The 26,336-nt window shown below is 65.9% G+C and carries 24 protein-coding genes and 1 pseudogene; 11 read left to right on the top strand and 14 right to left on the bottom strand.

The window, feature by feature from the left end; genetic code table 11:
- Positions 1-118: 118 nt before the first annotated feature.
- Positions 119-589, top strand: a complete 471-nt coding sequence (locus U5809_RS01475; RefSeq protein WP_322085437.1) for a fucose-binding lectin II — start codon at positions 119-121, stop codon at positions 587-589.
- 19 nt (positions 590-608) lie between these two features.
- Here U5809_RS01475 and U5809_RS01470 read toward each other — a convergent pair whose 3' ends face one another.
- Positions 609-1,547, bottom strand: coding sequence for an ABC transporter substrate-binding protein (locus U5809_RS01470; protein ID WP_322085179.1), 939 nt, complete (start codon positions 1,545-1,547; stop codon positions 609-611).
- 93 nt (positions 1,548-1,640) lie between these two features.
- Entirely contained in the window at positions 1,641-2,762 is a 1,122-nt protein-coding gene (locus U5809_RS01465; protein ID WP_322085178.1) for a TauD/TfdA family dioxygenase, read from the bottom strand.
- A 448-nt stretch (positions 2,763-3,210) separates the two neighbouring features.
- On the opposite strand from U5809_RS01465, the gene U5809_RS01460 reads away from it, so the two are divergent.
- Entirely contained in the window at positions 3,211-4,644 is a 1,434-nt protein-coding gene (locus U5809_RS01460) for an MFS transporter (protein WP_322085177.1), read from the top strand.
- A gap of 52 nt (positions 4,645-4,696) precedes the next feature.
- Positions 4,697-5,965: an ATP-grasp domain-containing protein gene (locus tag U5809_RS01455; RefSeq protein WP_322085176.1), complete on the top strand. Its 1,269-nt coding sequence runs from the start codon at positions 4,697-4,699 to the stop codon at positions 5,963-5,965.
- Here U5809_RS01455 and U5809_RS01450 read toward each other — a convergent pair.
- A complete protein-coding gene (locus U5809_RS01450; protein ID WP_322085175.1) occupies positions 5,962-6,837 on the bottom strand; it encodes a LysR family transcriptional regulator in 876 nt (291 codons plus the stop codon). The genes U5809_RS01455 and U5809_RS01450 overlap by 4 nt on opposite strands.
- A 166-nt stretch (positions 6,838-7,003) precedes the next feature.
- Between U5809_RS01450 and U5809_RS01445 the strand changes: the two genes are divergently transcribed.
- Entirely contained in the window at positions 7,004-7,948 is a 945-nt protein-coding gene (locus U5809_RS01445; protein WP_322085174.1) for a hypothetical protein, read from the top strand.
- A gap of 32 nt (positions 7,949-7,980) precedes the next feature.
- The gene (locus tag U5809_RS01440; protein ID WP_322085173.1) at positions 7,981-9,231 is read left to right on the top strand and encodes an ATP-grasp domain-containing protein; all 1,251 of its coding nucleotides are present in this window, start codon (positions 7,981-7,983) and stop codon (positions 9,229-9,231) included.
- A 69-nt stretch (positions 9,232-9,300) separates the two neighbouring features.
- Here the strand turns inward: U5809_RS01440 and U5809_RS34655 are convergent.
- The 3 genes and pseudogenes from U5809_RS34655 to U5809_RS01435 all read right to left on the bottom strand — a co-directional run.
- A pseudogene (locus tag U5809_RS34655) lies at positions 9,301-9,462 on the bottom strand (hypothetical protein); the annotation flags it as partial.
- A 43-nt stretch (positions 9,463-9,505) separates the two neighbouring features.
- Positions 9,506-9,796, bottom strand: a complete 291-nt coding sequence (locus tag U5809_RS34650; protein ID WP_415877920.1) for a toxin-antitoxin system YwqK family antitoxin — start codon at positions 9,794-9,796, stop codon at positions 9,506-9,508.
- 239 nt (positions 9,797-10,035) lie between these two features.
- Positions 10,036-10,560 carry a GNAT family N-acetyltransferase gene (locus tag U5809_RS01435; protein WP_415877924.1) on the bottom strand — a complete coding sequence of 175 codons (525 nt, stop codon included), beginning with the start codon at positions 10,558-10,560 and terminating at the stop codon, positions 10,036-10,038.
- Positions 10,561-10,871: 311 nt separating this feature from the next.
- Between U5809_RS01435 and U5809_RS01430 the strand changes: the two genes are divergently transcribed.
- Together U5809_RS01430 and U5809_RS01425 are read left to right on the top strand one after the other, a co-directional pair.
- On the top strand, positions 10,872-12,071 hold the full coding sequence (locus U5809_RS01430; RefSeq protein ID WP_322085171.1) for an AAA family ATPase: 1,200 nt from the start codon (positions 10,872-10,874) through the stop codon (positions 12,069-12,071).
- Between the two features lie 4 nt (positions 12,072-12,075).
- Entirely contained in the window at positions 12,076-13,779 is a 1,704-nt protein-coding gene (locus tag U5809_RS01425) for a cobaltochelatase CobT-related protein (RefSeq protein ID WP_322085170.1), read from the top strand.
- An 8-nt stretch (positions 13,780-13,787) separates the two neighbouring features.
- Here U5809_RS01425 and U5809_RS01420 read toward each other — a convergent pair whose 3' ends face one another.
- From U5809_RS01420 to U5809_RS01395, 6 genes are all read right to left on the bottom strand, one after another.
- On the bottom strand, positions 13,788-15,557 hold the full coding sequence (locus tag U5809_RS01420; RefSeq protein ID WP_322085169.1) for a histidine kinase: 1,770 nt from the start codon (positions 15,555-15,557) through the stop codon (positions 13,788-13,790).
- A 65-nt stretch (positions 15,558-15,622) separates the two neighbouring features.
- Positions 15,623-17,041 carry an HD domain-containing phosphohydrolase gene (locus tag U5809_RS01415; protein WP_322085168.1) on the bottom strand — a complete coding sequence of 473 codons (1,419 nt, stop codon included), beginning with the start codon at positions 17,039-17,041 and terminating at the stop codon, positions 15,623-15,625.
- A gap of 121 nt (positions 17,042-17,162) precedes the next feature.
- Complete coding sequence (locus tag U5809_RS01410) at positions 17,163-17,612, bottom strand: GNAT family N-acetyltransferase (protein WP_322085167.1); 450 nt, start codon at positions 17,610-17,612, stop codon at positions 17,163-17,165.
- Positions 17,613-17,651: 39 nt separating this feature from the next.
- A complete protein-coding gene (locus tag U5809_RS01405) occupies positions 17,652-18,089 on the bottom strand; it encodes a tetratricopeptide repeat protein (RefSeq protein ID WP_282511748.1) in 438 nt (145 codons plus the stop codon).
- Between the two features lie 227 nt (positions 18,090-18,316).
- A complete protein-coding gene (locus U5809_RS01400) occupies positions 18,317-18,838 on the bottom strand; it encodes an SRPBCC domain-containing protein (RefSeq protein ID WP_322085166.1) in 522 nt (173 codons plus the stop codon).
- Positions 18,831-19,244 (bottom strand): metalloregulator ArsR/SmtB family transcription factor, encoded by a 414-nt coding sequence (locus U5809_RS01395; protein WP_322085165.1) that lies wholly within the window; start codon positions 19,242-19,244, stop codon positions 18,831-18,833. Before U5809_RS01395 ends, U5809_RS01400 begins: the two co-directional genes overlap by 8 nt.
- Before the next feature lie 466 nt (positions 19,245-19,710).
- Here U5809_RS01395 and pstS point away from each other — a divergent pair, with 466 nt between their 5' ends.
- Positions 19,711-20,736, top strand: a complete 1,026-nt coding sequence (gene pstS / locus U5809_RS01390) for a phosphate ABC transporter substrate-binding protein PstS (protein WP_322085164.1) — start codon at positions 19,711-19,713, stop codon at positions 20,734-20,736.
- 86 nt (positions 20,737-20,822) lie between these two features.
- Positions 20,823-21,392: a YdeI/OmpD-associated family protein gene (locus U5809_RS01385; protein ID WP_322085163.1), complete on the top strand. Its 570-nt coding sequence runs from the start codon at positions 20,823-20,825 to the stop codon at positions 21,390-21,392.
- A 128-nt stretch (positions 21,393-21,520) separates the two neighbouring features.
- Here the strand turns inward: U5809_RS01385 and U5809_RS01380 are convergent, their stop codons facing one another.
- Complete coding sequence (locus U5809_RS01380) at positions 21,521-21,847, bottom strand: EthD family reductase (RefSeq protein ID WP_322085162.1); 327 nt, start codon at positions 21,845-21,847, stop codon at positions 21,521-21,523.
- Positions 21,848-22,035: 188 nt separating this feature from the next.
- Entirely contained in the window at positions 22,036-23,514 is a 1,479-nt protein-coding gene (locus tag U5809_RS01375; RefSeq protein ID WP_322085161.1) for a sensor domain-containing diguanylate cyclase, read from the bottom strand.
- Between the two features lie 278 nt (positions 23,515-23,792).
- On the opposite strand from U5809_RS01375, the gene U5809_RS01370 reads away from it, so the two are divergent.
- Together U5809_RS01370 and U5809_RS01365 are read left to right on the top strand one after the other, a co-directional pair.
- The gene (locus U5809_RS01370; RefSeq protein ID WP_322085160.1) at positions 23,793-24,527 is read left to right on the top strand and encodes an ABC transporter substrate-binding protein; all 735 of its coding nucleotides are present in this window, start codon (positions 23,793-23,795) and stop codon (positions 24,525-24,527) included.
- 491 nt (positions 24,528-25,018) lie between these two features.
- Complete coding sequence (locus tag U5809_RS01365) at positions 25,019-26,326, top strand: dicarboxylate/amino acid:cation symporter (protein WP_176046482.1); 1,308 nt, start codon at positions 25,019-25,021, stop codon at positions 26,324-26,326.
- Positions 26,327-26,336 lie beyond the last annotated feature (10 nt).

Below are 26,336 nucleotides of genomic sequence, written 5' to 3'. Positions count from 1 at the left end.
GCGGCTTCTCGGCCTTTCCCCCCTCGGATAATCGACCAATCGATTAACAGATTCAATGTCGCGTTATTTATGTGGCATATCGAATCGATTGATTCCGATTTTAAAATTGCCGCTTTAAATATTATTAACGACCTGTTTACCTTTACAGCTTCCACAGTCAATCAAACGGGATAATCTGCATTCGCCGTCGCTTCGGCACCTGCCTAATTCGGCGAAACGCCTTGCGGCACAAGGCGATGGCGGCCGCAACGGCAACTTCACGCTGCCGCCGAACACCGATTTCAAGGCTACCTTCTACGCGAATGTCGCCGACCGGCAGGACCTGAAGCTGTTCATCGCCGACGCGCCGGAACCGGCCGCACCGTTCACCGGCAACGGCAACGACGGCGTCAGGCAGTTCACGCTGAACTCGCGGGGCGGCAAGATCCGGATCGACGCGTCGGCCAACGGCAGGCCATCCGCGACCGATGCGCGGCTCGCACCGCTGTCCGCAGGCGATACGGTCTGGCTCGGCTGGCTCGGTGCGGAAGACGGCGCCGACCGCGACTACAACGACGCCATCGTGATCCTGCAGTGGCCGATCACGTGATCGGCGCCGCGCGCGGCGCTCATGTGCGCGGCAGTCCCGGCGGATTGGTCTGCGACTGGTCGATCGCTTCGGCATCGAGGCTCCAGCGGCCGAGCACCTTCCGGTAGCTGCCGTTCGCGATCAGTGCATTGATCGCGAGCGTCAGCGGCTCGGCGAGGCCGCTGCCCTTGCGCGTCGTAATCGCGATGTCGGCGGTGCGCGGCCAGCCGCCGCTCACGGTGCCGATCAGCTTCGCATCGCCGCGCAGCGACGCCTGGTACGCGAGCATCGAATTCACGCTGAAGATCGTGTCGACGCGTCCCGACTGCAGCGCGACCCAGCGCTCCGCCGCATCCGGGTAATACTGGATCTCGACCGGCGCGAGACCGCGTGCGACGTTCTGCCGGTTCCATTCGAGCAGGATCTTTTCCTGGTTCGTGCCCGAATCGGTCACGACGCGCAGCCCGGCGACATCCTTCGGCTCGCGGATCGCGGCAAGCTTGCTGCCGTTCTTCACGTAGAAGCCGACCTGATCCTTCCGGTAGGTCGAGAAGTCGAACTTCTCCTTGCGCTGCTCGGTGACGGTCACGTTCGAGATCACCGCATCGACCTTGCCGGACTGCAGCGCGAGCGGCCAGTCGGCCCACGCGAGCGGTACGATCTTCAGCTTGCGGCCGACACTGTCCGCGATCAGCTGTGCGAGATCGGGATCGAAGCCCACGACGGTCCGTGCATCCGTCGCATACGTGCTGAGCGGCGGCAGGTTCGGCGCGATGCCGATCGTCAGCGTGTTCGCTTCGGCAAACTTGAAGCCGCCCGGCACCGCCTGTTCGACCGCCGGATTCACGGTGCCGCGCTGCCGGCCCGGTTGCTCGGGGCTCAGGTCGAACGTCGCGGCGTGCGCGGCGACGCTGCCGCTGATCACAATTGCAGCCAGCGCGCGAGCGATGCGCGCAACGGGGAAAGTCGTTCTTCTCATGTCTTGTGCAATCCTTTGTTATTCGATGATGCGTCGGGCAACCGCGAGTGGGGCCATCGACGTGTCGCGCACGTCGCCGCCCCGCCCGGTCTCTCACGCGGGCGTTGCCTCGAGTTCGGCCGCGGTCGCGCGCTGCGGCGCCGGTTGCGCGACGCGCGACGGCTGCCTCGCCTGCGGCGACTCGCCCGCGTACAGCGCCTTCGGATCGAACACGCGCGCCTGCAGCGGCGTGAACGAACGGAAATTCCACAGGCTGCGCGCGACGAACACGCGCTGCACCCAGCGGAACGCGCGATCGTTCTCGTCGTATTGCGGATCGAAGCGGTCGCGCGAATGCAGCGTGAAGTGGTTGTTGATCAGCACCAGCTTGCCCGGCGACACCTGGACGCCGAACGACACCTCGCGCACCGCGCGGTACAGGTTGGCCAGTGCCTCCTGGGCGCGCGTGTTGACGGCCAGCACCATGTCCGGATAGAACGCGACCGTCACGCGCGGCGCGTCGAGCGGCCCCGACAGCACGGCGCTCAGGTCGGTGTTGTCGCGCGGCGTCGGCGCGGCGCCGCGCCACCGGTACGGCACGCGGATGATGTAGTGCTCGCCGTAAAGCTGCGCGATGTCGTCCGGCGACAGCCGCTCCAGCGCGCGACGCGCATCGGCGAGCCGCGTGTACGGTCCGCCGCCGGCTTCGCTGCGCACGCCGAGCAGCAGCAACGCGAACGGCGACGTATCGCCTTCCGGCATGTGCGCCTGCGCGGCGTTCTCGATATGGAAATCGAGTTCGACCTCGGAGCCGAGGCCCGTGTACTCGCGCGCGGTCGTCTTGTGCGGCGTCAGGTTGTTCACGAGTTCGCGGCCTTCGTGCGCAATCGAATACGGCTCGCCGGCCAGCGTGCTCAGCGCGACCAGCACGTTCTCGCTCAGCACGCCGGCCTTGAACGAGCGGCCGGTTTCCTCGAACCGCGGGCTGCCCTTCACGTCGTCGTCGATCGGCAGGTTGTCGATCTCGATCGAACCGTGCGCGTCCGCGGTCGGCGCCTTCGCGCGGTCGAACGCGTCGACGATGCGGTCGGGAAACGCGTTGTACGCGAGCTTGCGCACCGCACTGATGTAGCCGGCGCCGCCGGCCGGATCGTAGGCCAGCGCGCCGAGCGTCTTGCGGATATGAGCGGACTCCACTGCCGTCAATGCGATGCGTTCATCTGCGAGATAGGTCATAGGTCTCTCGTATAAAGATTCTGGGTCGAAGAGCGGTAGGGCATCACCGCCGCGCTCGGCCGTCCTCGGTGCGAAGCGCTCGACAAGACTAGGAGACCGTCATTGCATTGCGAAATGATATTAATTCGATTGCAAACAAAAATTATAGATATAAGTTCAGCAACGCAGTCGCGGCCGGCCGCATCGATCGATGCCGTCCTTTAACACGAATGCTTGTTAAAAAATCGCTGGTTATTATTTGTATTCGTTAGCGAGTCGATGCTAGTTTTCTGTCGGATCCGACGATGCGGCCCGCGCCCGACGCGCAACCGCCTCCCTTCATCCGCCATACGGGAACCCGCCAGATGAATCGATGCCACCTGCCGCGCTGCTGCTTCTTCGAGGACGCCGGAAACGACGTGCCATTGCCGGTGTGCCGCCCCGCCAGCCATCCTGCCCGGGAGCCGCAATGAGCGACCGTGCTCCGGCGCTCGACAGCGCACTGGCCGCCGCCGCGCCGGCATCCCGCACGTCGCTGCGCGCGATCTTCCCGACCGTCGCGGCTGCAAGCCTCGGCTTCGCGATCGTCCAGCTCGACGTAACCGTCGTGAACGTCGCGATTCCGAGCCTCGGCCATTCATTCGGGTCGAGCGTTCACGGGCTGCAGTGGATCGTCGATGCGTACACGCTGTCGTTCGCCGCGCTGCTGCTGACGTCCGGCACGCTGGCCGACCGCTTCGGCAGCCGCCGGCTGTTCGCGCACGGCCTCGTGCTGTTCCTGCTCGCGTCGCTCGGCTGCGCACTCGCGCCTTCGCTCGCCGCACTGATCGCCGCACGGGTCGCACAGGGCGTCGGCGCCGCGATGATCCTGCCCACCTCTCTCGCGCTCATTACGCATGCGTGTGCGAACGACTCCGCCGCGCGCGTGAAAGCCGTCGCGTGGTGGAGCGCGACCGGCGGCGCAATCAGCGCGGCCGGGCCGACGCTCGGCGGCCTGCTGATCGATTCGCTCGGCTGGCGCGCGATCTTCTTCATCAATCTGCCGATCTGCGCGATCGGGCTGTGGCTCACGCTGCGCCACGTGCGCGATTCGGCCGGCGCGCGTACGCGGCTGTTCGATCCGGCCGGCCAGATCGTCGCGGTGCTGGTACTCGGCCTCCTGACGGGCGGGATCATCCGGGCCGGCGCGCAGGGTATCGGCGATCCGTATGCGGCCGGCGCGCTGATCGCATCGGCCGTGCTCGGTGGATTGTTCGTCGCGATCGAACGGCGCGTGGCCGCACCGATGCTGCAGCTGGCGTTCTTCCGGATTCCGCGTGTGCCAGGCGTGCTGGCGATCGGCGCGATTACGAACGCCTCGTTCTACGGGCTGATCTTCTCGCTCAGCCTCTACTTCCAGAACGCGCGCGGCTTCACGGCGACCGAATCGGGGCTCGCGCTCGCGCCGCTCACGATCATCATGCTCGCCAACATCGCGAGTGCGCGGCTCGCCGTCAGGTACGGGTTCCGCGCGACCGTCATCATCGGCCTCGCCGTGTCGCTCGCGGGCTACGCGTGGTTATGGCACACGCTCGCCGCGCACACGCCGTACATCCTGCTGGCGCCGGGGCTCGCAGCGATGGCCGTCGGCGGCGGGATCGCGATTCCCGCGCTGACGTCGACGATGCTCGGCAGCGTCGAGGCTGGCCGTTCGGCGACGGCTTCCGCGATCCTCAACACCGCGCGCCAGGTGGGCGCCGCGATCGGCGTCGCGGCACTCGGCGCGCTGGTCGCGGGCCAGGGCGCGGCGATCGTGGCCGGCGCGTCGCACGCGTTCGCCGTCGCGGCCGTGCTCGTCGCCGTCTGCATCGTGGTGGCCGTGCGCTGGCCCGGCGACGCACCCGATACCGGCGCGCGGGCCTGAGCCGCGTCCGACCGACACCTTTCAACCGATCCCACAGCCGAGCGAGGAATCCATGCAGCATCGCTTCATCGATACCGTCCTGATCGTCGACGGCGCGTCGACAGCCGCCTACCTGGCGCCCGCGTTTCGCGCGTACGGCATCCGGTGCGCACACGTGATCAGCGATCCCGATCTGCCGGAAATCTACCGGAACCAGTTCGTGCCGTCCGACTACATCCGCCAGGTCCAGCATCGCGGCGACATCGACGCGACGCTCGCGCAGCTGGGCGACCTGCGGATCGGCGCGGTGCTGCACGGCCTCGACGCGGCGCTGGAGCTGGCCGACACGCTGGCCGAGCGGCTCGACGTGCCTTGTCGCAACCCCCTCGCGACCTCGGCCGCTCGGCGCGACAAGTTCGCGATGAACGAGCGCATCCGTCAGGCCGGCCTGCGCGCACCGGTGCACTTCCACAGTACGTCGGTCGATGAAGCGCTCGAATGGGCACGCGCGCAAGGCACCCTGCCGCTCGTCGTGAAGCCGGCGCGCAGCGCAGGTGTCGCCGGCGTAAAGATCTGCCGGACGCTCGCGCAGGTCGAGGACGCCGCGCGCGACGTGCTGGCCACCCGTTCGCTGTACAACCAGCCGAACGACGACATCGTGATCCAGAGCTATTCCGAGGGGCAGGAATACATCGTCGACTCGGTATCGTTCGAGGGCCGCCATCGCGTGGTCAGCCTGTGGGAAGTGCATCGCGACCGCACGCACGCGCCGCGGCTCGACAAAATGTTGGTGCTGAATCATGCGGACCCGCGCTACGCACCGCTGCTCGACTACGCGGCCGACGTGCTCGACGCGCTCGACGTGCGCTTCGGGCCAACACATCTCGAGCTGTTCGATACGGCCGACGGCCCGACGATCGTCGAGCTGAACGCGCGGCTGCACGGCAGTCTCGACCCGCGGCTGACGAGCGCGGTCAGCGGCGAGAATCACGTGTCGGCCGCCGTCGAAGCCGTGCTGCATCCGGAGCGGCTGTTCGGCGAAACGGCCGCACCGACGGATTTCCGCGGCTACTGCGGGCATGTGCTGCTGCTGTCATCGCGTAACGGCGTGCTGCGGCAGGACTTCACGTGGCAGGCGATCCAGGCGCTGCCGTCGTTCGTCGGCCTCAAGCAATGGATCAAGGTGGGCGACACGCTGCGCGTGACCACCGACCTGCAGACGGCGCTCGGCACGGTCGGCCTCTACAGCCCGACGTTCGAGCGGCTGCTCGAGGATTGCCGGCGCATCCGCGAGATCGAGGCCGATTTCTTCGCGGACGAACGCGCGGTCGCGCCGGCCTAGCGCGCGAGCAGCGCGCCCGCCTGCCGGCCAAGCACGGCGCGCAACGCATCGAGTTCGGGCAGCGCGGGCGCTTCATCGGGCGTGACGAGGTAGGTCGTCACGCTGTCGAGATCGTCGAATGCATGCGCGCGCAACTCCTTGCGCGCGACGTGCTCGGTCGTGATCCGCTTCGGCAGGATCGCGACACCCATTCCGGCCGCCACGCAGCCGAGGATCGCGCCGAACGTGCCGAACGACGACACCGATTCGATCGCGACGCCGCGTGCCTTCAGCCAGTGCTCCGCGACCGCGCGGTACGGGCAGCCGTCGTGAAACGCGAGCAGCCGCACCGTGTTGTCGGCCAGCAGTTGCCGGCGCGTAATCGTGGCCGCGCTGACCAGCACCATGTCCTCGGCGAACGCGGGCTCGTAACGCAACCCGGGCCGCACCACCGCGCGAGCGGTGAGCGCGGCATCGATCCGGCCGCGCAGCAGCGCATCGGCCAGGTCCGGCTCGCTGCCGATCTGCACGGCGAGACCGAGCGCCGGCTCGCGCTCCTTCAACGCGGCGGCCAGCGCCGGCAGCCGCGTGGCCGCCGTGCTTTCCATCGAACCGAGCCGGAAGCTGCGCGCGACCGGCGTCTCGCGCACCACCTGCGTCGCTTCGTCGACGAGGCGCAGGATGCGGTCGCAATACGGAATCAGCCGGCGCCCCGCATCGTTCAGCACCAGCCGCTTGCCGTGCCGGTCGAACAGCGGCGCGTCGAGCGACTCTTCGAGCTGGCGCAGCCGCGCGGTGACGTTCGATTGCGTGCAGCCGAGCCGATCCGCCGCGCGCAACGCGCTGCCTTCCTGCACGACGGCACGAAAGGTTTCGAGCAGAGGAATATTCATATCACTTTTTCTTGTTACTGATCCAGTTTATATCATTTTACTTCGCCCATCATCCGGATTAGCCTAGCGGATATTCGGTGCCGGCCGCCCCCTTCCCAGGAATCCGCATGCCATCCGCTGTCTGCTCCGGCTTCACCTCCGTTCGCCGCCGGCCCGAGGTTCGCCCGTGCGCGCACTGATCGCGGCGACCGTGCGGCGCGGGCCGACCGTGCTCGCGTGCGGCGTCGTCCTCGGGCTGCTGGTGCCGCCGCTTGCGGACCTCGCGCGGCCGCTGATGCCCGTCACCGTGTTCCTGTTCGTGCTCGGTACGCTGTTGCGCGTCGAACCCAGCGCCGTGCGCGCGGTCGCGCGTCGGCCGGCCGTGTCATTGCTGCTGCCCGCCGTGACGATGATCGCGTGCCCGGTCGCGCTCGGCATCGCCGCGCGCCTCGCCGGCATGCCGTACGACTGGGTCGTCGCACTGGTGATCGCGTACTGCGCGCCGCCGTCGAGCGGCACGTCGACGATCGCACGAATGCTGTCGCTCGACGCCAGTGTCGCGCTCGTCGCGACGCTCGCGTCGATGGTGTTCGTGCCGCTCACCGCGCCGCTGCTGACGGCCTGGTTCAGCCACGATGCCGCCGTGTCGATCTCGCCGTTGAGTCTCGCGTTGCGGCTGGCGCTGCTGATCGGCAGCGCCGAAGGTGTCGCGCTACTCGTGCGGCGGTTTGCCGGTTCGCGGCTCGACCGCTATGCGACGCCGATCGACGCGATCGTCGTCGTCGCGCTGCTGGTGTTCGCGCTCGGCACCATGGCCGGCATGCAGCAATCGATCATCGACGCGCCGCACCGTGCATTGACCGCGATCGCGCTCGCGTTCGCCGTGAATGCCGGCTTCCAGATCCTCGCTTACGGGCTGACGCCCGGCGACGTTCGCACGCGGCTCAACGTGGCGCTGATCGTCGCCAATCGCAACGTCGGCCTGATGTGGGCCGCGCTCGGGCTGGCCGCGACGCCAACTATGGCGCTCGTGTTCACGTGCGCGCAGCTGCCGATCTATACGCTGCCGCGCGTCATCCAGCACCTGCTGCCGCGCCTCGAAGCGCAACGCCTGCGCCGGCGCACGCGCTAACCCCCTCCTCCGCTCCCGATCAAGGATCCGACATGAAGCGACTCATCGTGATCGGCGCGCGCGCCACCGGCAGCAGTGTCGCGCTGGTTCGTGCCGCGCTGACACGCCAGTTGGCCGTGACCGTCATCACCGCGCCCGGCCACCGTCTCGACGGCGTGTTTCCCGACGCCGTCGAGACGGTGAACCTCGAACCCGACGCCGGCCAGCTCGCCGGCTGGCTGCGCACGCGTTTTGCGGACGAGCTCGACACGCTACGCGTGACGACCGCACACGACACTTACGCGCGCACCGCCGCGTGGGTCGCCGACGCGCTCGGCCTGCCCGGCCCCGATGCGCGGCACGTCGCGCACGCCGTGTCGAAATCGAACCAGAAGGCGCTGCTTGCCGCACACGGCATCCCGGCCGCGCAGTTCGTCACGGGCACGCTGGCCGCGCCGGCGGCGCTCGCGGCCGCAGCCGACCCGCTGCGCTTTCCGGTCGTCGTCAAGCCGTCGGAAGGATCGGCGAGCGACGGCGTGCGGCGCTGCGAGGACATCGCCGGTGTGCGAGCGCAGCTCGATGCGCTTGCCGCCGCGCAAACCGATGCGCAGGCGCTCGCGACCGAACGTATCGTCATCGAGGAATTCCTGAGCGGCAGCGAATACTGCGTCGAATATTTCGACGGCCGCTATGTCGGCGCGCTGCGCAAGCTGAAGCGGCATGGCGCCGGTTTTCTCGAGCGCGGCTATACGTCCGAACTCGATCTCGATGCCGACACGCTGCGCGCGCTGATCGAGGTCGGCACGCGCGCGACCGCGGCTGCCGGGCTGACGTGGGGGCCCGTGCACCTCGACTGCATCGTGCACGACGGCGTGCCGCACGTCATCGAACTGAATCCGCGCATCGCGGGCAGCTTCATCTGCGACATCGTGCGTGACGGGTATGGCTTCAACGTCGTCGAGGCGTTGCTCGACAAGCTCGACGGGCGGACGGTGGCGATCCCCGAGCTGTTCGAGCCGCACGCGTATGCACGCGCCGAATTCCTGCTCGACAGCGATCCGCGCGCGTGGCGCTTCGCGCAGGCCGGCGAGATCGACGATGGCGCGGTCACGCTCAGTTACGGGCCGCAAGTGCTGCCCGATCGCGAAAGGCGGGCGTTTCTTTATGTGCGGGTTGCGTTGCCGGCGGTGCACGGTTTGGCGGAACACGCGGGATTTTCGGCCGGACAAGGTGGTGTTGTGCGGTCGACGCTGGGTGCGGCGCCTTCTCCTTATCCGGAGCCTTCGACCGGAAAGGTGCCCTGATACATTCGCCGGGTTTTCAGGAATGGTGCTGCGTTGCCTGGGCGCATCCGTGAGACACTTCACGCGCAATCACGCGCCTCGCTCGCCGATGTGGGCGCGGATACGGCGGGCGCCCTCGTCCGGGCTGCATGTCGACGTGTCGATACGCATCGAGTACGACCGTGAATAGGCAGGATGTCCGAACTGGGATCTGGCCATTCCCTCGCTCCGTTCTCGCGCGGTTGCAGGTCGACGGTTCTCGACCCGGAGCGCCTATTCGCTTCGGAGACGCGCTCTATATTTCGGGCGTACCATCCGCATCCCAGTACATCCAGGTTCCAACCTCATTTCCCCGATCATAGTGACCGGACGCGGCAATACGGCCGTTCGGATGGAAGTCTTTCCATGGGCCATGTTCGAGGCCATGGTCATAGCTCCCTTCTGAAACTATGGTGCCATCCTCCCCGTATGCGACAAATGGCCCGTGCCTGATCCACCGGCTGCCATCAGAAGCCAGATATCGAGAGTAACGATATTTGACTCCGCCGTGCTCGTAACAGATCTCCGCAATTTCCAAAGTGGGCATACTTTCTGGTTCTCCAAATTGGCGGACCTCATGGTTCGAACGCTTTGTCCGCTAGACGCATTGACGGCCGTTCATGACTCGACACGGTCGTTCGGCACGTGCGCCCCACTTGTCCGCCCCATCCTGCTGGAGCTTCATCGCGCCAAACAGCAGGATTCAGTTGCTGCGAATCACAAAGCCCTTCGCGGCCTCCCTGATGGGGTGGGAACTCGCCGTGGCCGCATCCGGGACACGCGCCGTCACAAACTACGCCCCAGCAATTGCCCCGGCCAACCCTCCACGTCGAAGGTTGAAATACGCTCATACCCGCAGGACTCGTAAAAACGCACCAGCGCCCCCGTCCCGCCGCCGTAGCAGTCCACGCGCAGGCGCGCCACCCCGGCAGCCCGGGCGCGCTCGTCCGCGAAGGCCATCAGGCGCCGGCCGACACCGCGCGCCTGGGCATCACGCCCCGCCACCAGCACTCTCACGTAGATTTCCGGCTCGGTGGCGGCAGGCACGTAAGGCATGGACTCGCCCAGGATCAACGCGCCCAGAATGCGGCCGTCCGGCCCTTCCGCCACCCACGCCTCGGGCAGCGCACAGGCTTCGGTCACGAGCGCAATCCGCTTCGGCGACGTCGACCAGGGCTCGCGGCCCCATTGCCCCTCGTTGCCGATGGCGACGAACCACGCGATCACCTCGTCGAAGATCCCCAGCACCGCCGGCACATCAAGTGCGCTGGCACGGCGTATCACCCGTTCGTCGACTCCTGTCACCGTCACGTTCCACACTCCTTCGCCGGCTTCAACGACCGGCGCACGATTGATGGCAATGCCGGGCCGCACGGGGACGTGCGATGGAAGCCGGGCGATCAAGCCTGCTACGTTACTGAAATTCCGCCCGGTTGATCAAGGCATGGCGAGGTGCCGAGCAGTCATGCTGCGGCGCACGACCCGTGGCGTCAGCCGTATGCGCCACACTGCATCGCGGCAGGACGATTCCCCCGCCCATGTCGCCCGACGCAGCAAAACTATACAATCGACGCGATGCATCGAAGACATGAAGCGCCGGCCGCCCAATCTCGTCTGCCACCATGATCGCACCCGCTGCCCCCTCCTCCTCCCCGTCGGTACTCGGCGTCTATCGGCAACTGGCCGACCCGTCCGCCGGACAATGGGTCGTCAGCCGCTCCGAACGCGCGCACATGTACCGGATCCAGCATCACCGGCCCGACGGCAGCACGTCGGTCGACACGGTCGTCGATGCAGACAATCTCGACGCAAAGCTGCACAAGTGGATTCAGGAAGGCTTCGTCCAGCGCGAAACCGGCGACCGCGCGGCTCCTGCCCATCGCGCCGGGTTCATGCATGACCTGCGCCGCGCGCAGGCGTTGCGACCGGCGGCGGCGAGCGAAGTAGCCGATCAGGTGCGGGTGGGCGGCGTGCCGATGCCGCGCGGCCCAGGCGGGCCGCTCGTGCCGCCGCCGAACCCGGCCTACCTGTTCACCGCGCGCACGACGAACGTGCTCGAAGACATCCTGGAAAACCGCCGCATCCTGCTGATCGGCCATACCGGCACCGGCAAGACGAGCCTCATCGAACAGGCCGCCGCGCAAGCCGGCCACGGCGTGCTGCGCTCGAACATGAACGGGCAGACGACGGTCGGCGACTTCGTCGGCTTCTGGACCGTCAAGGGCGGCGAGACGATCTGGGTCGACGGCGTACTGCCGACCGCGATGCGCGAAGGGCTGTGGCTCATTGTCGACGAAATCGACTTCGCGGAACCGGCGATCCTCGCGGTGCTGACCGCCGTGCTCGAACCGGGCGGCCGCCTGCTGCTGAAGGAGAAAGGCAACGAGATCGTCGTCCCGCATCCGTCGTTCCGGCTGTTCGCGACCGCCAACGCGGTGGGCGCAATGGGCCAGTTCCGCCACCTGTACCAGGGCGCCAACGTGACGAACGAGGCGTTCCTCGATCGCTGGCGCGTGTACCACCTCGACTACCTGCCGCCGGCCGACGAGGCGCACGTGCTGCAGCGGACCTTCGGCGCGGCCATGTCGGCGGCGATGGCCGGCACGCTCGCGTCGATCGCCGCCGACTGCCGCGCCGCATTCGTCCGCGAGGATCTGGCCAGCGCGTTCTCGACGCGCCGCCTGCTCGACTGGGCCGAGCTGATGCTGCGCACCGGCGACCCCGAATCGGCCGCCGGCCCGACCATCTACGCGAAGGTCAGCACGGAAGACGCCGACCTGATCCGCAGCATCATCCGCCACTACATCGACGTCGAGGCCTGATGCGATGGACCGGGACGACGACGCGCGGTCGCAGCATCTGACGCGGCTGGCCCGGACGCTCACGCAACGGCACGGCATCGAGGTGCGGTTCGCGCGCCACGGGCCGGTCGTGCAGCGCGACCTGCTGCTGTTGCCCGACACGCTGCTCGCCGGCGAGATCGACGATGATGCGATCACCGGCCTTGTCGACCTCCATGCGGCACGGGTGCGCTTTGGCGCGCTCGACGACGTCGCCGCGCTGGTGTCGCCTGCCGTACGGGCCATTGCGCAAGCGATCGACGACCGCCGCGCAGCCGGTTGTCTCGTCGCGATCTATCCCGGCGCGAACGCATTCCTGGGCCGGATGCGGGCGGTGTCGGCCGCCGACACGCTGCGCCGCTGGCCGCGCATGGCGTGGCGCGACAGGCTGCTGTGGCGCATCGAGCGCGCGCTGTGGAGCGAACCGACTTCGTCCACGGAACACGTTCCGTCGCTCGACGCCACACTGGCCGCGTCCGACGATCTCGTCGACGAAGCGCGTGCGTCGGCGTCGACGGCCGACAGCATCCGCGCCGCGCAGCGGATCGTCGAACGGGTGCGCGCGCTGGCATCGGCTGGGGCGAACAACATGATGTTCACGGCCGATCCGGGCAGCACGATCGACAGCACGACCATCGCCGCCGAATTCGAATCGGACGGACAGGGCGCGCCGGACGATGCGCGTGCGCCGGTGGCGGCCGAATCAGGCGCCGGTGCGATCGCGGACACCGCGTCGTCCACCGAATCGCCCACGCCCGGCGATACCGCGCCCGGCACGATCCGCCTGTCCGCGGACAACCGGCCGCTGCTCTCCGTCCCGCTGACGACCGCGTTCGACACGGTGACGGACTTCACCGGCAAGGGTGAACCGGCCGGCTGGCATCGTCTGCGCGCGGCGGCCCGCGCGCAGACCGAACCGCTCAAGCTCCGGCTCGAACGTGCGTTGAAAGTGGACGAGCAGACGCGCTGGAAGCGCGAACAAGAACGCGGCGCGCTCGACCGGACGTCACTCGCCCGTCTGGCGACCACCCCCGGCTATCGCACGCCGTTCCGCACCGAACGCGCGGCACCGGGACGCGACGCGGCCGTCAGCCTGCTGATCGACTGCAGCGGCTCGATGGCCGGCAAGAAAATCGAACTCGCCGGACTCTGCGCAACTGCGCTGTGCGACGCGCTGATGCAGCTGGGCTTCGCCTGCGAAGTGCTCGGCTACAGCTCGGTCGAGGATGCCGCGATGCGTGCGCATTACCAGCGCTGGATCGACGACGGCCGCAGCACGTTCGGCTACAACCGGTTCGTCGAGCGGCTCGATCTGCGCGTCTACAAGCGGTTCGATTCCGACAATCCGAGCGGCCTCGCGTGCATCGAATGCGGCCACGAGAATCCCGACGGCGAGGCGTTGAGCTGGGCAGCCGAACGATTGCTGTCGAAACGTGCGCGCCGGCGGATCCTGATGGTGCTGTCGGACGGCTATCCGGCCACCGGCGACGGCAACCCGGCGATCCTGCGCACCGACCTGCGCGCACGCGTCGATGCGTTGCGCGAACAACGCGTCGAGCTGATCGGCGTCGGGATTCTCGACGATTCGGTCGAGTCGTTCTATCCGGTCAGCAGCGTGGTCGAACACCTGGACGAACTGCCCGGCGCGGCGTTCCGCGTGTTGAGCGATACGCTGCTGGATCGGCGATAGCCGCGTCGTCATGCGCGTTGCGTGAGCGCGGCCGCGTTCGCGTGGTCGCCTGCGCGCCGGACCGGCAGCCGCACGCGGAAGGTCGTGCCACGCCCGGGCTCGCTGGTCACGTCGATCGCGCCGCGATGGCGCTCGACGATGCCGTGCGATACCGACAGCCCGAGCCCCGTGCCCTGCCCGACCGGCTTCGTCGTGAAGAACGGATCGAAGATCCGCCGCACGATATCGGGCGCCATGCCCGTGCCGGTATCGCTGATCGCGATCGACACCTGGTCGCCGTCGCTCGACGTGCGAATCGTGATCACGCCATGTTCGGGAATTGCCTGCGCCGCGTTGACCAGCAGGTTCATGAATACCTGGTTCAGTTGCGACGGCAGGCATTCGACGTGCGGGACATCGCCGTAGTCGCGCACGACGTCGGCCTTGTACTTGAGTTCGTTGTGGACGACGTTGAGCGTGCTCTCGAGGCCGGCATGCAGATCGACGATGCGCCATTCGTCGCTGGCCGGACGCGAGAAATCGCGCAGGTCCTGCACGATGCGCCGCACGCGCAGCGCACCGTCGATCGATTCGTCGATCAGCGTCACGATCTCGTCGCGGACGTAGTCGAGATCCGCCGCGCGGCGCACCTCGGTCAACGCATCGCGCGCGGCCGGGTCGTGCCGCGGCAGTGCGGCTTCATGTGCGGCGACCACATCGAGCAGGCTGCGCACCCATGTCTTCAACGTATTGAGGTTCGCGCTGACGAAGCCGATCGGATTGTTGATCTCGTGCGCGACGCCGGCCGCGAGCTGGCCGATCGACGCGAGCTTTTCCGACTGCAGCAACTGCTCGTGCGTTTCCTCGAGCACATGCAGCAGGCGCCGCTGTTCGTCCTTTTCCTGTTCGAGTTGCGCGTGCGCGGCCTTGCGTTCATCGATCTCGGCCGCCATGTTCTCGCGCGTGCGTTGCAGCATCTGCGTCGTCTGCTCGTAGCGGCGCAGTGCGCGTTCGAGTTCGTCGGTTCGCAAGCGCACGAGCCGTTCGAGCGTGTCGGTCATGCCGCGCAGGAAAGTGGTGCGCGCATCGAAACGGCACAGCATCAGCGTGACCACCAGCGTCGCCATCGTGAACAGCGCGACAGTCGTCGCGAGCCACGGTGCGTCGACGCCTTGCGCGGCGCCGCACCGTGCATCCGGCGCGAAATGCGCGGCCGCCATCGCCGTGTAGTGCATGCCGGTAATGGCCATGCCCATGATGACGGCCGCACCGACGCGTTGCGCGGCCGCATGGCGTGCCTGCTGCACGCGCAATGCCTGCGCAATCCACAGCGCGGCCGTCGATGCGATCACCGCGATGCCGATCGATGCGGCAAACAGCGCGGCATCGTAACGAATGCCCGGCTGCATGTGCATCGCGGCCATGCCCGTGTAATGCATGCCGGCAATGCCGCCGCCCATCAGCACGCCGCCCGCGCACAGCCGCCGCCAGCCCAGCCGCGCGCGCGTGACGACGTTCAGCGCGAAATACGACACCAGCACGGCGATTGCCAGCGATATGCCCGTGCCCTGCCATGCATAGCCGAGCGGGATCGGCAGCGAGAACGCGAGCATCCCGACGAAATGCATCGACCAGATTCCGGTGCCCATTGCCGCTGCGCCGCCGCCCAGCCATGCCCGCTTCAGCTTCGGGTTGTCGAGCAGCGAAATGAACGCCGCAAGGTCGAGCGTCGTATAGGACGCCAGCGTCGCGATCGCGAGCGACAGCAGAACGAGTGGGATGTTGTAGGTGCCATGCATGATCGGGCGCCCGAAGCAGGGGGAAGGCAGCGTCGCGGTGCACGGTCGATCGCGCACCGCGACCGTCAGGCCGGCGGTGCGCCTGCGGCGGGCGCCTGCACCGGCGTTGACGCCGCCGGGCCGGCCAGCACGAGGATGTCGAAGGCGGTCCCTTCCCGCGTCTCGAAGCGCCGCACGAGTTCGATCTGGTGCGCCGACATCACGCTGCCCTTCGTCATCAGCAGCACGCCGCGATGCGTGCGCAGATCGTCGGCGAGCCGCATCCCTTCGCGCAGTTGCGCCGACCGGATCTCGGCGACGGACGCCGCGATGCCGAGACTCGCGGGATCCCGCATCAGCTCGGTGAAGCGCCCGACGAGTTGCGGGTCGTAACGCACGCCGGCCTGCGAGCGCAGCACGTCGATCGCCTGTTCGATCGAATGCGGCGCACCGATCTCGCCGTGACGCAGCCCTTCGAAATCGCGTGCGATCGCAACGATCCGCGAGCCGAGCGGGATCGCGTCGCCGATCAGTCCGTCCGGCGTGCCGCGCCCGTTGAAACGCTCGTACTGATGCAGCACGATCGACGCGACCTTGTGCAATTGCGCGACAGGCGTCAGCACCATCTGCGCACGCAGCGGATGTTCGTGGAACAGCCGGTGCTCGTCCGTCGTCATCCGCGTGAGCGGCTTGTGCAGCAATTCGTCCGGCAGCGACAGCTTGCCGATGCCGTGCAGCAGCCCCGCGAAATAGACGTCCTGCGCGTGCAGCTCGCTCATTTCCGCCGCGAGCGCGAGCCGGCGCGCGATCTCGCCGACCCGCATCGCATGGCCGCTGGCCGCTCCGCAACGAAGCTCGATCATGCTCGCGCAGACCTGCACCATCGCCGTGAAACTGCGCTTCAGGTCGCGTTGCGCGGCCTCCAGGAACATCACGGTCTGGCCGAGCTCGTCGGTACGCGCACGCACTTGCGTTTCGAGTTCCGTGTTGAACAGGCGCAACGCTTCGTTCTGCGCTTCCGTCAGCGCGGCCAGCCGGGCCGCTTCGCGGCGCAAACGGCGCTGCTCCAGCGCCTGCTCGATGGTCAGCAGCAGGTCGTGATCGTCCCACGGCTTGTTCAGATAGCGATACACGCCGCCTTCGTTGACCGCCTGCACGACCGACGCGATCTCCGCATAACCGGTCAGCAGGATGCGCATCGTGTCCGGGTACAGCGCCCGTGCGCGCGCCAGGAATTCCGCGCCGCTCATGTGCGGCATCCGCATGTCGGACACGATCAGGTCGATCTCCGTCGACGCCAGAATCCCGAGCGCGGCCTCGCCGCTGTCGGCCGTCAGGATCTCGTAGCCGGTGGGTCGCAATACGCGCCTGAGCGCCGACAGCACGTTCGGCTCGTCGTCGACCAGCAGGATCGACGGTGCGCGGTCCGCATCGCCGGATGCCGCTGTCGCGTCGGGAATTTCGGATGACATGGCATTCACGCCGTTTGTTGCAGATGTCGTCATAATTGGCCTCGGATCAATTATTCACATCCTCTCTGCAACATCGGCCGGCCTCACGTTTTCCATATTGGTGAAAACGCTAATACGTGCGTGCCGGTTTCAACCGGCGTACATCCGGCGGGCGCTACACGGTTGCCGAACCCGGCTCGCGCACGTAGTAGATGTCCCATTGCGCTTCGTCGCTCCGCACGAAGCCGTGCCGTTCGTAGAAGCGGTTCGACGCGCTGCCGCGCAGCGCGCCGACGCGGACGATCATGCGTTGCGCATCGGCCCGCGCGAAGATCTCACGCAGCACGGCCGCGCCGATCCCCTTTCCCTGATGCGCGGGCACGATGTACAGGTGGTCGAGCAGCCAATGATCGTCGTTCGGCCGGATCACGTAAAAGCCCGCGCGGGCGCCATCGGCTTCGATGAAACGGCATAACGCCGGGTCGAACGACGCGAGAAACCGGTTGCGCGCACGCTGCGGATCGAAACGACCGATGCGCTCGAGGCTGTCACGCATCGCGGCGATGCGGATCGCGACCAGGGTTTCGGCGTCGGATTGCGTCGTCGGGGCGAAGGTCAGGTTCATGGGCGGGGACTCGCGTCGTGCGGAGAAAACGCCTGCGCGTCAGGGCGCCTGGATCCCGTCCGCCCGCGTGGCCAGGAACCGCAGGTACTTGTCGTCCTCGTCCTCGAAAAGCTCCGGCCCGCCACCCATGTAGGCGCGCATCAGTTCGTCCGCCGCGCGGTCGAGATCGCCGAGTTCGAACTGGCACTGACCGAGCCGCAGGTGCAGGAACGGGTTGCCGATCGCGTTGGGGAAATGCATTGCGTGGCCGAGATTGTCGCTGCCGGCCGCGTAGTCTTCCTGAAAGAAATTCGCGTCGCCGATCGCGGCCATGAGCCAGGTGCCGGCTTCCCAGTTGGTCCTGGGTTCGGGCAGCAGGTCGAACGCCTCCCAGTATTTCGCGAGCGCGCCTTCGTAGTCCTCGTCTTCCGCCAACGCGTCGCCCGCCTCGCTCAGCGCGCCGATCTGCTCGTAAAGTGCGTTGTCCAGTTCTGCCATGGGGAGTCCTTTTTTCCGGAAATGGAGGTGGCGTCGTACGGCGAACGATGCGATGCAAGCGCGGTATCGACCGCGCCATGCATCATCGTATTTGATGTATTCGCCAGGCTGACAAACTGTGACGCAGCATACCCGAGCGCCATGACGCGTGCGCGTCGGTTTCCGGTGGACCGGCCCGGCACGTGCCGGCGTGTGTCCGGCACGTGCCTCGTTTCGCATCCCCCGACTCAGTGCCCCGCTTGCTGTTGCGCGAGGTACTTGTCGAGTGCGTCCATCGTGCCGCCCCAACCTTGAGACATGCTGGCGTGCGACGCGTCGAAGATGGCTTCCTCGGCTTCGCTGGCGTCCAGCGCGCGCCACTCCAGGCGCATCGACGTGCCACCCTCGATTTCCGCAAGCGTGGTTGTCGACAGCGTATAGAGCGGCCATTGCTCCGCCATCGGATGCCGCGTCACACCGCCGTCCGCATCACTGAACTGCACGACGACGACAATGCGCTCGGGCGGCGTCAACTCGCGAAACGTCCATTTGCCCCACATCGCCTGCGCGTCGGGCGCGCCCTGCGGCTTCATCGCGTAGTGAAAGACGCCGCCGACACGCGCGTCCACCGTGCAATGGGATATTTCCATGCCAGGCGGGCTCATCCACTTGCTCAAATGCTCAGCTTCCGTCAGCGCGGCATAGACGAGTTCGCGCGGTGCAGCGAAGCGGCGCTCGATGACAAAGGGAGCGGACAGTTTGTCAGTCATGGTGACGAGTCTTCCTGGTTCGGGTTGAGGAATCTCTGGACGCGGTTTTCGGCTCGGCCTTTTCGCCGGCGTCCTTGTCAGGCTTCTGTTGCAATTGCTGCAGGTAGCTGTCGAGCTGGTCGAGACGCTGCTCCCACAGAGCGCGGTACTGCAGCGCCCAGTCGGCAGCCTCCTTGAGCGGCTCGGGCGCGATTCGGCACGGACGAAACTGCCGGTCGCGCCCTTGCGTGATGAGGCCGGCCCTTGCGAGAACGCGCAGGTGCTTGCTGATGGCCGGCGCACTCATGTCAAAAGGACCGGCGAGATCCCCGACCGTGGCCTCGCCTTGTGCCAGCCGCGCGAGGATCGCACGTCGAGTCGGATCGGCGAGCGCGGCAAATGTGACGCTGAGGTGATCCGCTTCCAATTACTTTTCCAATTGGTTAATTAGCCGATTGGTTAATCATGCTGCCGATTCAGTCCGCTTGTCAAGCGAACCGTACGGTTGGTCGTCAGGCCGCATCTTCGCGGTTGAAGCCATCCACCCGACGCGCCGGCGATCGAGCACTGGCCATCATTGCCGCAAGCGGCGCGAGCCATGACCGGCGCATCGAACGCCGACGCGCTCCTTGAGTTTTCGCATCCGGATGCAATACTCCCATCACCATTCGATGCGAGATTACCTATCGTCCGTCCTGACGGATTCCGCCATTGGTATGACCCATCCGATCGTCCAGGTCGATCCTGGCCTGCCGTTCTTTGCGGGCGACCCTGACCGGGTGGGGACATCGCGACCAGACTTGCGGCGGATGTCATTCTGGAGAAGTTCGACGTGACCGCAACTGCATCCGAGCAGTTGCTCATTGCAATCGAAAGCAGACAGGAGGCGTTTCATGAACATCCGGATGCTGGTTCCCTGCGCCCTGGCCGTCGTGGCCATCACCGCTCACGCTGCCGACATCACCGGGGCCGGTAGCACGTTCGCCGCACCGGTTTACACGAAGTGGGCGGATGCCTATCGGAAGTCGGGCGGCGGCAAGGTCAACTACCAGGGCATCGGTTCGTCTGGCGGCCTGAAGCAGATCGTCGCGAAGACGGTCGATTTTGCCGGGTCGGACGCTCCGCTGAAGGACGACGAACTCGCGAAGGAAGACCTGTTCCAGTTCCCGACGGTGGTCGGCGGCGTGGTGCCGGTCGTCAACGTGCCGGGCGTGAAGGCCGGTGAACTGACGCTGTCGGGCCCGGTGCTCGGCGACATCTACCTCGGCAAGATCAAGAAGTGGAACGACCCGGCGATCGCCGCGCTGAACCCGAAGGTCAAACTGCAGGATACCGACATCGCCGTGGTTCGCCGCGCTGACGGCTCAGGCACGAGTTTCATCTGGACGAACTACCTGTCGAAGGTCAACGGCGAGTGGAAGTCGAAGGTGGGCGAAGGTACAACGGTCAACTGGCCGACGGGCACGGGCGGCAAGGGCAACGACGGCGTCGCCGCCTTCGTGCAACGCCTGCCGGGCGCGATCGGCTACGTCGAATGGGCGTACGCGAAGCGGAACAACATGGTCTACACGGCCCTGAAGAACTCGACGGGCACCGTGGTCGAGCCGAAGACGGAAACGTTCAAGGCCGCCGCTGCCGGCGCGAACTGGTCGAAGTCGTTCTACCAGATCCTGACGAACCAGCCGGGCAAGGACGCATGGCCGGTCGTCGGCGCGACGTTCGTGCTGCTGCACGCGAAGCAGGAGAAACCGGCACAAGGTGCTGAAACGCTGAAGTTCTTCGACTGGGCATTCCGCGCAGGCAACCAGACTGCCGCGGACCTCGACTACATCACACTTCCCGATTCGGTCGTGACTGAAATCCGCACGCAGTGGAAGACGAAAATCAAGGATGCCTCCGGTAAAGCGCTCGCGTATTGAGCGCACCGAGTACGTTGGTGTCCGCATCGCCACTGTCGGACTGCGGACACCCTCCCCGCCCATGTTCAACCATTCAGGATAGCCACATGACCGATTGCGCTCTAACGTTTTCCAGTCAGTCCGAGTGGGAAAGCTGGTTAGGCGAGAACGGCAGCGCTTCGACCGGAACGTGGCTGCGTCTGGCGAAAAAAGGCACCGGGCAGCAAACCGTCACTTACGAACAAGCGTTGGAAAGCGCGCTCTGCTTTGGCTGGATCGACGGTCAAAAGCGGGCCGAAAGCGAAACATACTGGTTACAACGCTTCACCCCGCGCACGGCAAAAAGCATCTGGTCCAAACTCAACAAAGACAGAGCTGAAGCGCTGATCGCCGCAGGCAGAATGCGCCCGTCCGGCATGGGGGAAATCGAGAAGGCCAGGACGGACGGCCGCTGGAAGGCCGCGTATACGTCGGCCAGCAACTCGACCGTGCCGGACGACCTGCAGGCTGCGCTGGACGCCAATCCGGGAGCCAGGAAGTTCTTTGCAACACTGAACAGCCGTAACCGCTACGCCATTCTGTTTCGGATACAGAATGCAAAAAAGCCGGAAACAAGGGTGCGTAAAATCGGCGAATTCATCGACATGCTGAACCGGGGCGAAACTTTCCATCCATAAAGCCACGTTGAAGATTCGTCCGGCGATGCGCTCATCCCCGCTGTCTGCTCGACCGCGCTCAGGTGAGCCGTGGCGAGATCGTCGACGTGCATACGCGGATGCGGTGCTTGCCAATATCCAAACTTCGATCAGCCTTCCGAACGCTCCACGATCACCTCACTGATTTGCAGCACGGGTTGTATATCCGTGTAATTGGCGATGTCGTCCATGATCTCCTGCGCATGCGGATCGCGGGCTGCCTGGAAAGCTTCGATGGAAGTGCAGACGAAGTCGCACCTGGCCACGTAAACAGGATCAGTGCCCGGAGCGCCGCCCGCGATGCCCTTGTCAATCGTGTAGTACAGGCATGCGGCGCCGAGCCGCTGCTTCACCATCGGCATATGCCGCTCACGGTAGTAAGCATGATCGAATCGCGCGCCTGCGGCGTACGGGTACATGACACTGACTTTGATCATCGAGTTCTCCTGTTTGCTGCACGGTAATCGAGGCGTCGTCGCCCGCGAGCCGACATCGAGGTCGGCGATACAGGGCGATTGGCCAAGGCAAAGTGCACAAACCCACGCCGCCCTCCTTCCGATATCGGCTACGACGGCCCGGTATCAGCCCACATTGGCAGACATTGCCCCCCCAAGATTCGCGGCATTCAAGCCGGACGCTGAACTTTGGCGATCTTGTTCCGGCCGGTCGCCTTCGCGCGATAGAGCGCCTCGTCCGCGGCCTTGATCGCGCCACCTGCGTCGCCGTCCTGTTCCGACGTCCAGCTCGCCAGCCCGATGCTCGCAGTCACATGGCCAAATTCACTGCATGCATGCTCGATGGCCAGGTCGCTGATCGCCATACGGATTTTTTCCGCGATCAGCTCCGCACCTGCAGCCGGCGTATCGGGCAACAACACGACAAACTCCTCTCCACCGTATCGTGCGGCGACGTCGCCGGGGCGGCGGATATTCTCGCCGATGCACCGTGCAACCGCGGCAAGCGCATCGTCGCCTGCCTGATGGCCGTATGTGTCGTTGTAGGCCTTGAATCGGTCGACATCGAGGAACAGCAGCGAGAAAACACTCCGTGACCTGCACGCCCGGCGCCACTCTCGATCGAGGATTTCACCGAACGTGCGCCGGTTGTTGAGACCGGTCAACCCGTCGGTGCGCGCCAGCAGAACAAGCTCCGATTCCGCGCGCATCCTTCGACGCAGTTGCGCACTGAGCACGACCGCCAGTGCAACAAACCCGACGCCGAACGCGGCCACCAGCGTCCCGATGGTGATCGCACGATGCCGCCACGCGGCGTAGATATCCTGTTCGGCTTCCGCGACCATGAGGATCAGCGGAAGATTCGGCAGATTCCTGAAATAGTAGAGCCGGCGCACCCCGTCAATCGTTGCGGTTTCCGAGAACGAACCCTCCGGTGCCGTAAGGAATCGTTGGAAAGTGCTGGCCTTGCCGATGTCGCGACCGACGATGTGCGGGTCGAACGGCTGTCGCATGAACATGATGCCGTCTTTGCCGATCAGCGACATCGAGCCATGTGGCCCGAGCGCAAGGCCGGCGAACAGCTTGTGGAAGTATTCAAGGTTGATCGCAATCAACGCAACCCCGGCGAATGAGCCGTCCGGTTGGGAAATCCGGCGCGTCAGCGCAATGCTGGGCATTCCGCCGCGCAATCGCGACTCGAACGGATCGCTGACGTACAGCCCGATATTCGGATTGTCGCGGTGGATCGTAAAGTATTTGCGATCCGCAAAATTGCCTTTGCGTGGTACATCGTTGGCCGAGTCCAGCTGGATGTTGCCGTCACGATCCAGCACCAGCATCGAGCCGAGAAACTCGGCAGTCATCGCATGATCGAACAACACCCCGTTGCGCAGCGAGGGGGCGGCCGCCATCACGTCCGGGCGCTGCAACCCTTGAATCACAGCCTGCAACGACAGGTCGTAGAGTTCGAAATTGCGCTTGATGTCGCGCTCGGCCATCAAGCCGAGGTTACGCGACGTCTCCCGCGCGCGATCGAGCGCGTCGTCACGGCTCTGTAGCAGCTGGAGTGTGCACAAGCCCATCAATACGCATGCAATGGCGACGCCCACCAGCACGACGTAAAGAGGAGCCGCTGACCGCTGTTGCATGTCCGTCCTCGTGGATTTAGACCGAGCTTGAACCGCCGAAAAGGGCCGGGTTGAGCATTCTGCATACTAAAAAAGTCAGCGCCCGGAAGCAAGCGAGATTCACCCGGATGAAAAACGGGCGCCGCGGCTTTCGGCGCCATTGAATCCTGGCCGGGCGGGCTGAACAGGTACACCCTGCAACACGCGTCCCCCGACGTCCTGGTGATAAGCTCGACATCGACACGCCGTTGCGTGTCCACGATCGCCCTGCTGCCCCTACGCCTTCCACGAACCTGATCATGCCCATCGCCCCTTCCGTCCGCTCCGCCTTCACCCCCACCGGCAAGCTCCGCGCGTCGATCAACCTCGGCAACCCGATCCTCGCGAACCGCGATCCCGCGAGCGGCGAACCGTTCGGCGTATCGATCGATCTCGCGCGCGCATTCGCCGAGCGCCTGTCGGTCGAACTCGAACTCGTCGTATTCGATGCCGCCGGCAAATCGGTACAGGCGCTGACCGAGGAACGCGCCGATTTCGGATTCTTCGCGGTCGATCCGCTGCGCGGCGAAACGGTCGCGTTCACCGCACCGTACGTACTGATCGAAGGCTTCTATCTCGTGCCCGACGCTTCGCCGATCCGCACCAACGACGACGTCGATCAGCCGCACAACCGCGTGGTCGTCGGCAAGGGCAGCGCGTACGACCTGTTCCTCACCCGCGAACTGAAAGCCGCGCAGATCGTGCGCGCGCCGACGTCGCCGGCCGTCGTGCCGACGTTTCTCGAACAAACGCTGGAAGTCGCCGCCGGCGTGAAGCAGCAACTCGAAGCCGACGCCGCGAAAACGACCGGCCTGCGCCTGCTCGACGAGCGCTTCATGGTGATCCGGCAGGCGATGGGCGTGCCGAAGAGCCGCGGCGAAGCAGCCGCAGCGGTGTTGAACGATTTCGTCGAGGAGATGAAGGCGTCGGGTTTCGTCGCCGATTCGCTGCGCCGGCACGGCATCACGGGTGCATCCGTCGCGCCGGCAGGCTGATCGACAACCGCGCTGGATGCGAGACGGCCCGGATGATCGGGGCCGTCTCGCCGATCAGCGCTGCGCCGCAAGCGCGTCGGTAATCGCGACGAATCGCGCGATATCGTCCGGCGCATGACAATGGAGCGGCGAGATCCGCACCGCGCTTCAGCGTCATCGATCACGTGCTGCGCATTCAGGATTGAACCGAATCACCTTGACGCGACGCGCCGGCGGCTTCGCTACGCACATTCCGACGCCAACGAGCCGCCGTCACGGCAACGTCACGAACGTCGAACCGCCAGTGTGCTGCTCCGCACAAAGCGGCATCGGGTTGCGCCGGCTTCGGGCACGAATCATGCCCGAAGCGCCACCGGCGCCATCGCCGCCGCCACGATCAGCGTGACCGGGCGCTAGCGCAAACCCGAACCCGGTCGCACTGTTCATCGCCATTCTGGTCCTGTATCGTCCTCCCATCCCCGATTGCGAAACCGCTGAATGGGAGGCTTACGATGCGAAAAAAGAATGCTGCAGCCGTCTGGATCCTGATCGCGATGGTGGCAGGCATCGCGATCGGCTACATGGTCTTCACGAGCTTTCCGGACAAGAAGGCCGCCGCCGAAGTCGCCGGATACATCTCGCTCGTCTCCGACGTGTTCCTGCGCCTGATCAAGATGGTGATCGGGCCGCTCGTCTTCTCCACGCTGGTCGTCGGCATCGCGCACATGGGCGACGCGGCCTCGGTCGGGCGCGTGTTCGCGAAATCGATTACCTGGTTCATCACCGCGTCGCTGGTCTCGCTGCTGCTCGGGCTGCTGATGGCGAACCTGCTGCGACCCGGCGACAATCTCGGCTTGCCGCTGCCGGACATCGGCGCATCCGCGAACCTCGCGACGTCCAAGTTCACGCTGAAGGATTTCGTCGGCCACATGGTGCCGAGGTCGTTCGCCGAGGCGATGAGCAATAACGAAATCCTGCAGATCGTCGTGTTCTCGATGTTCTTCGGCGTCGCGCTCGCCGCGCTCGGCGATCGCGGCAAGGTCCTCATCGCCGCGATCGACCAGTTGTCGCACGTGATGCTCAAGATCACCGGCTACGTGATGAAGCTCGCGCCGCTCGCGGTGATGGCCGCGATGGCCGCCACCGTCGCGGTCAACGGGCTGTCGGTACTGCTGAAGTTCGCGGTGTTCATGGGCGACTTCTACGTCAGCCTGTTCCTGCTCTGGGGCTTGCTCGTGTGTGCCGGGCTGGTGTTCCTCGGGCCGCGGGTGTTCAAGCTGCTGGTGCTGATCAAGGAAGCATTCATGCTGTCGTTCGCGACGGCCAGCTCCGAAGCCGCGTACCCGAAGATCCTCGACGCGCTCGACCGTTTCGGCGTGAAGCGCAAGATCTCGAGCTTCGTGATGCCGATGGGCTATTCGTTCAACCTCGACGGGTCGATGATGTACTGCACGTTCGCGTCGCTATTCATCGCGCAGGCGTACAACATGCACCTGTCGCTGGGCACGCAGATCACGATGCTGCTCGTGCTGATGCTCACGTCGAAGGGGATGGCCGGCGTGCCGCGCGCCTCGCTCGTCGTGATCGCGGCCACGCTGCACCAGTTCGGGCTGCCGGAGGCCGGGCTGCTGCTGATTCTCGGCGTCGACACGTTCCTCGACATGGGCCGCTCGGCCACCAATGCGGTGGGCAACTCGATCGCGAGCGCGGTGGTCGCGAAGTGGGAAGGCCAGCTCCTGTCGGAAGCGGAAGCCGAAGCCAACGCGGCGCGCATCGAAGCGGAACAGGAAGCGTCAATCGCACATCCGACGCAAGTCTGACGGAGGCCCG

It is taken from the genome of Burkholderia sp. BCC1999 (genome assembly GCF_905339975.1).
Taxonomy (GTDB): domain Bacteria; phylum Pseudomonadota; class Gammaproteobacteria; order Burkholderiales; family Burkholderiaceae; genus Burkholderia.
The sequence above is the reverse complement of the archived record's forward strand: the minus strand, read 5'-3'. Positions and strand labels throughout refer to the sequence as shown.

Excerpts from the sequence above, each read along its gene's own strand:
- U5809_RS01430 (WP_322085171.1), top strand. The coding sequence starts at position 10,872 with ATGATCGCACCCGCTGCCCCCTCCTCCTCCCCGTCGGTACTCGGCGTC.
- U5809_RS01375 (WP_322085161.1), bottom strand. The coding sequence starts at position 23,514 with ATGCAACAGCGGTCAGCGGCTCCTCTTTACGTCGTGCTGGTGGGCGTC.
- U5809_RS01440 (WP_322085173.1), top strand. The coding sequence starts at position 7,981 with ATGAAGCGACTCATCGTGATCGGCGCGCGCGCCACCGGCAGCAGTGTC.
- U5809_RS01380 (WP_322085162.1), bottom strand. The coding sequence starts at position 21,847 with ATGATCAAAGTCAGTGTCATGTACCCGTACGCCGCAGGCGCGCGATTC.
- U5809_RS01405 (WP_282511748.1), bottom strand. The coding sequence starts at position 18,089 with ATGGCAGAACTGGACAACGCACTTTACGAGCAGATCGGCGCGCTGAGC.
- U5809_RS01415 (WP_322085168.1), bottom strand. The coding sequence starts at position 17,041 with ATGACGACATCTGCAACAAACGGCGTGAATGCCATGTCATCCGAAATT.
- pstS (WP_322085164.1), top strand. The coding sequence starts at position 19,711 with ATGAACATCCGGATGCTGGTTCCCTGCGCCCTGGCCGTCGTGGCCATC.
- U5809_RS01425 (WP_322085170.1), top strand. The coding sequence starts at position 12,076 with ATGGACCGGGACGACGACGCGCGGTCGCAGCATCTGACGCGGCTGGCC.
- U5809_RS01450 (WP_322085175.1), bottom strand. The coding sequence starts at position 6,837 with ATGAATATTCCTCTGCTCGAAACCTTTCGTGCCGTCGTGCAGGAAGGC.
- U5809_RS01370 (WP_322085160.1), top strand. The coding sequence starts at position 23,793 with ATGCCCATCGCCCCTTCCGTCCGCTCCGCCTTCACCCCCACCGGCAAG.
- U5809_RS01455 (WP_322085176.1), top strand. The coding sequence starts at position 4,697 with ATGCAGCATCGCTTCATCGATACCGTCCTGATCGTCGACGGCGCGTCG.
- U5809_RS34650 (WP_415877920.1), bottom strand. The coding sequence starts at position 9,796 with ATGCCCACTTTGGAAATTGCGGAGATCTGTTACGAGCACGGCGGAGTC.
- U5809_RS01465 (WP_322085178.1), bottom strand. The coding sequence starts at position 2,762 with ATGACCTATCTCGCAGATGAACGCATCGCATTGACGGCAGTGGAGTCC.
- U5809_RS01365 (WP_176046482.1), top strand. The coding sequence starts at position 25,019 with ATGCGAAAAAAGAATGCTGCAGCCGTCTGGATCCTGATCGCGATGGTG.
- U5809_RS01420 (WP_322085169.1), bottom strand. The coding sequence starts at position 15,557 with ATGCATGGCACCTACAACATCCCACTCGTTCTGCTGTCGCTCGCGATC.
- U5809_RS01400 (WP_322085166.1), bottom strand. The coding sequence starts at position 18,838 with ATGACTGACAAACTGTCCGCTCCCTTTGTCATCGAGCGCCGCTTCGCT.
- U5809_RS01470 (WP_322085179.1), bottom strand. The coding sequence starts at position 1,547 with ATGAGAAGAACGACTTTCCCCGTTGCGCGCATCGCTCGCGCGCTGGCT.
- U5809_RS01385 (WP_322085163.1), top strand. The coding sequence starts at position 20,823 with ATGACCGATTGCGCTCTAACGTTTTCCAGTCAGTCCGAGTGGGAAAGC.
- U5809_RS01410 (WP_322085167.1), bottom strand. The coding sequence starts at position 17,612 with ATGAACCTGACCTTCGCCCCGACGACGCAATCCGACGCCGAAACCCTG.
- U5809_RS01460 (WP_322085177.1), top strand. The coding sequence starts at position 3,211 with ATGAGCGACCGTGCTCCGGCGCTCGACAGCGCACTGGCCGCCGCCGCG.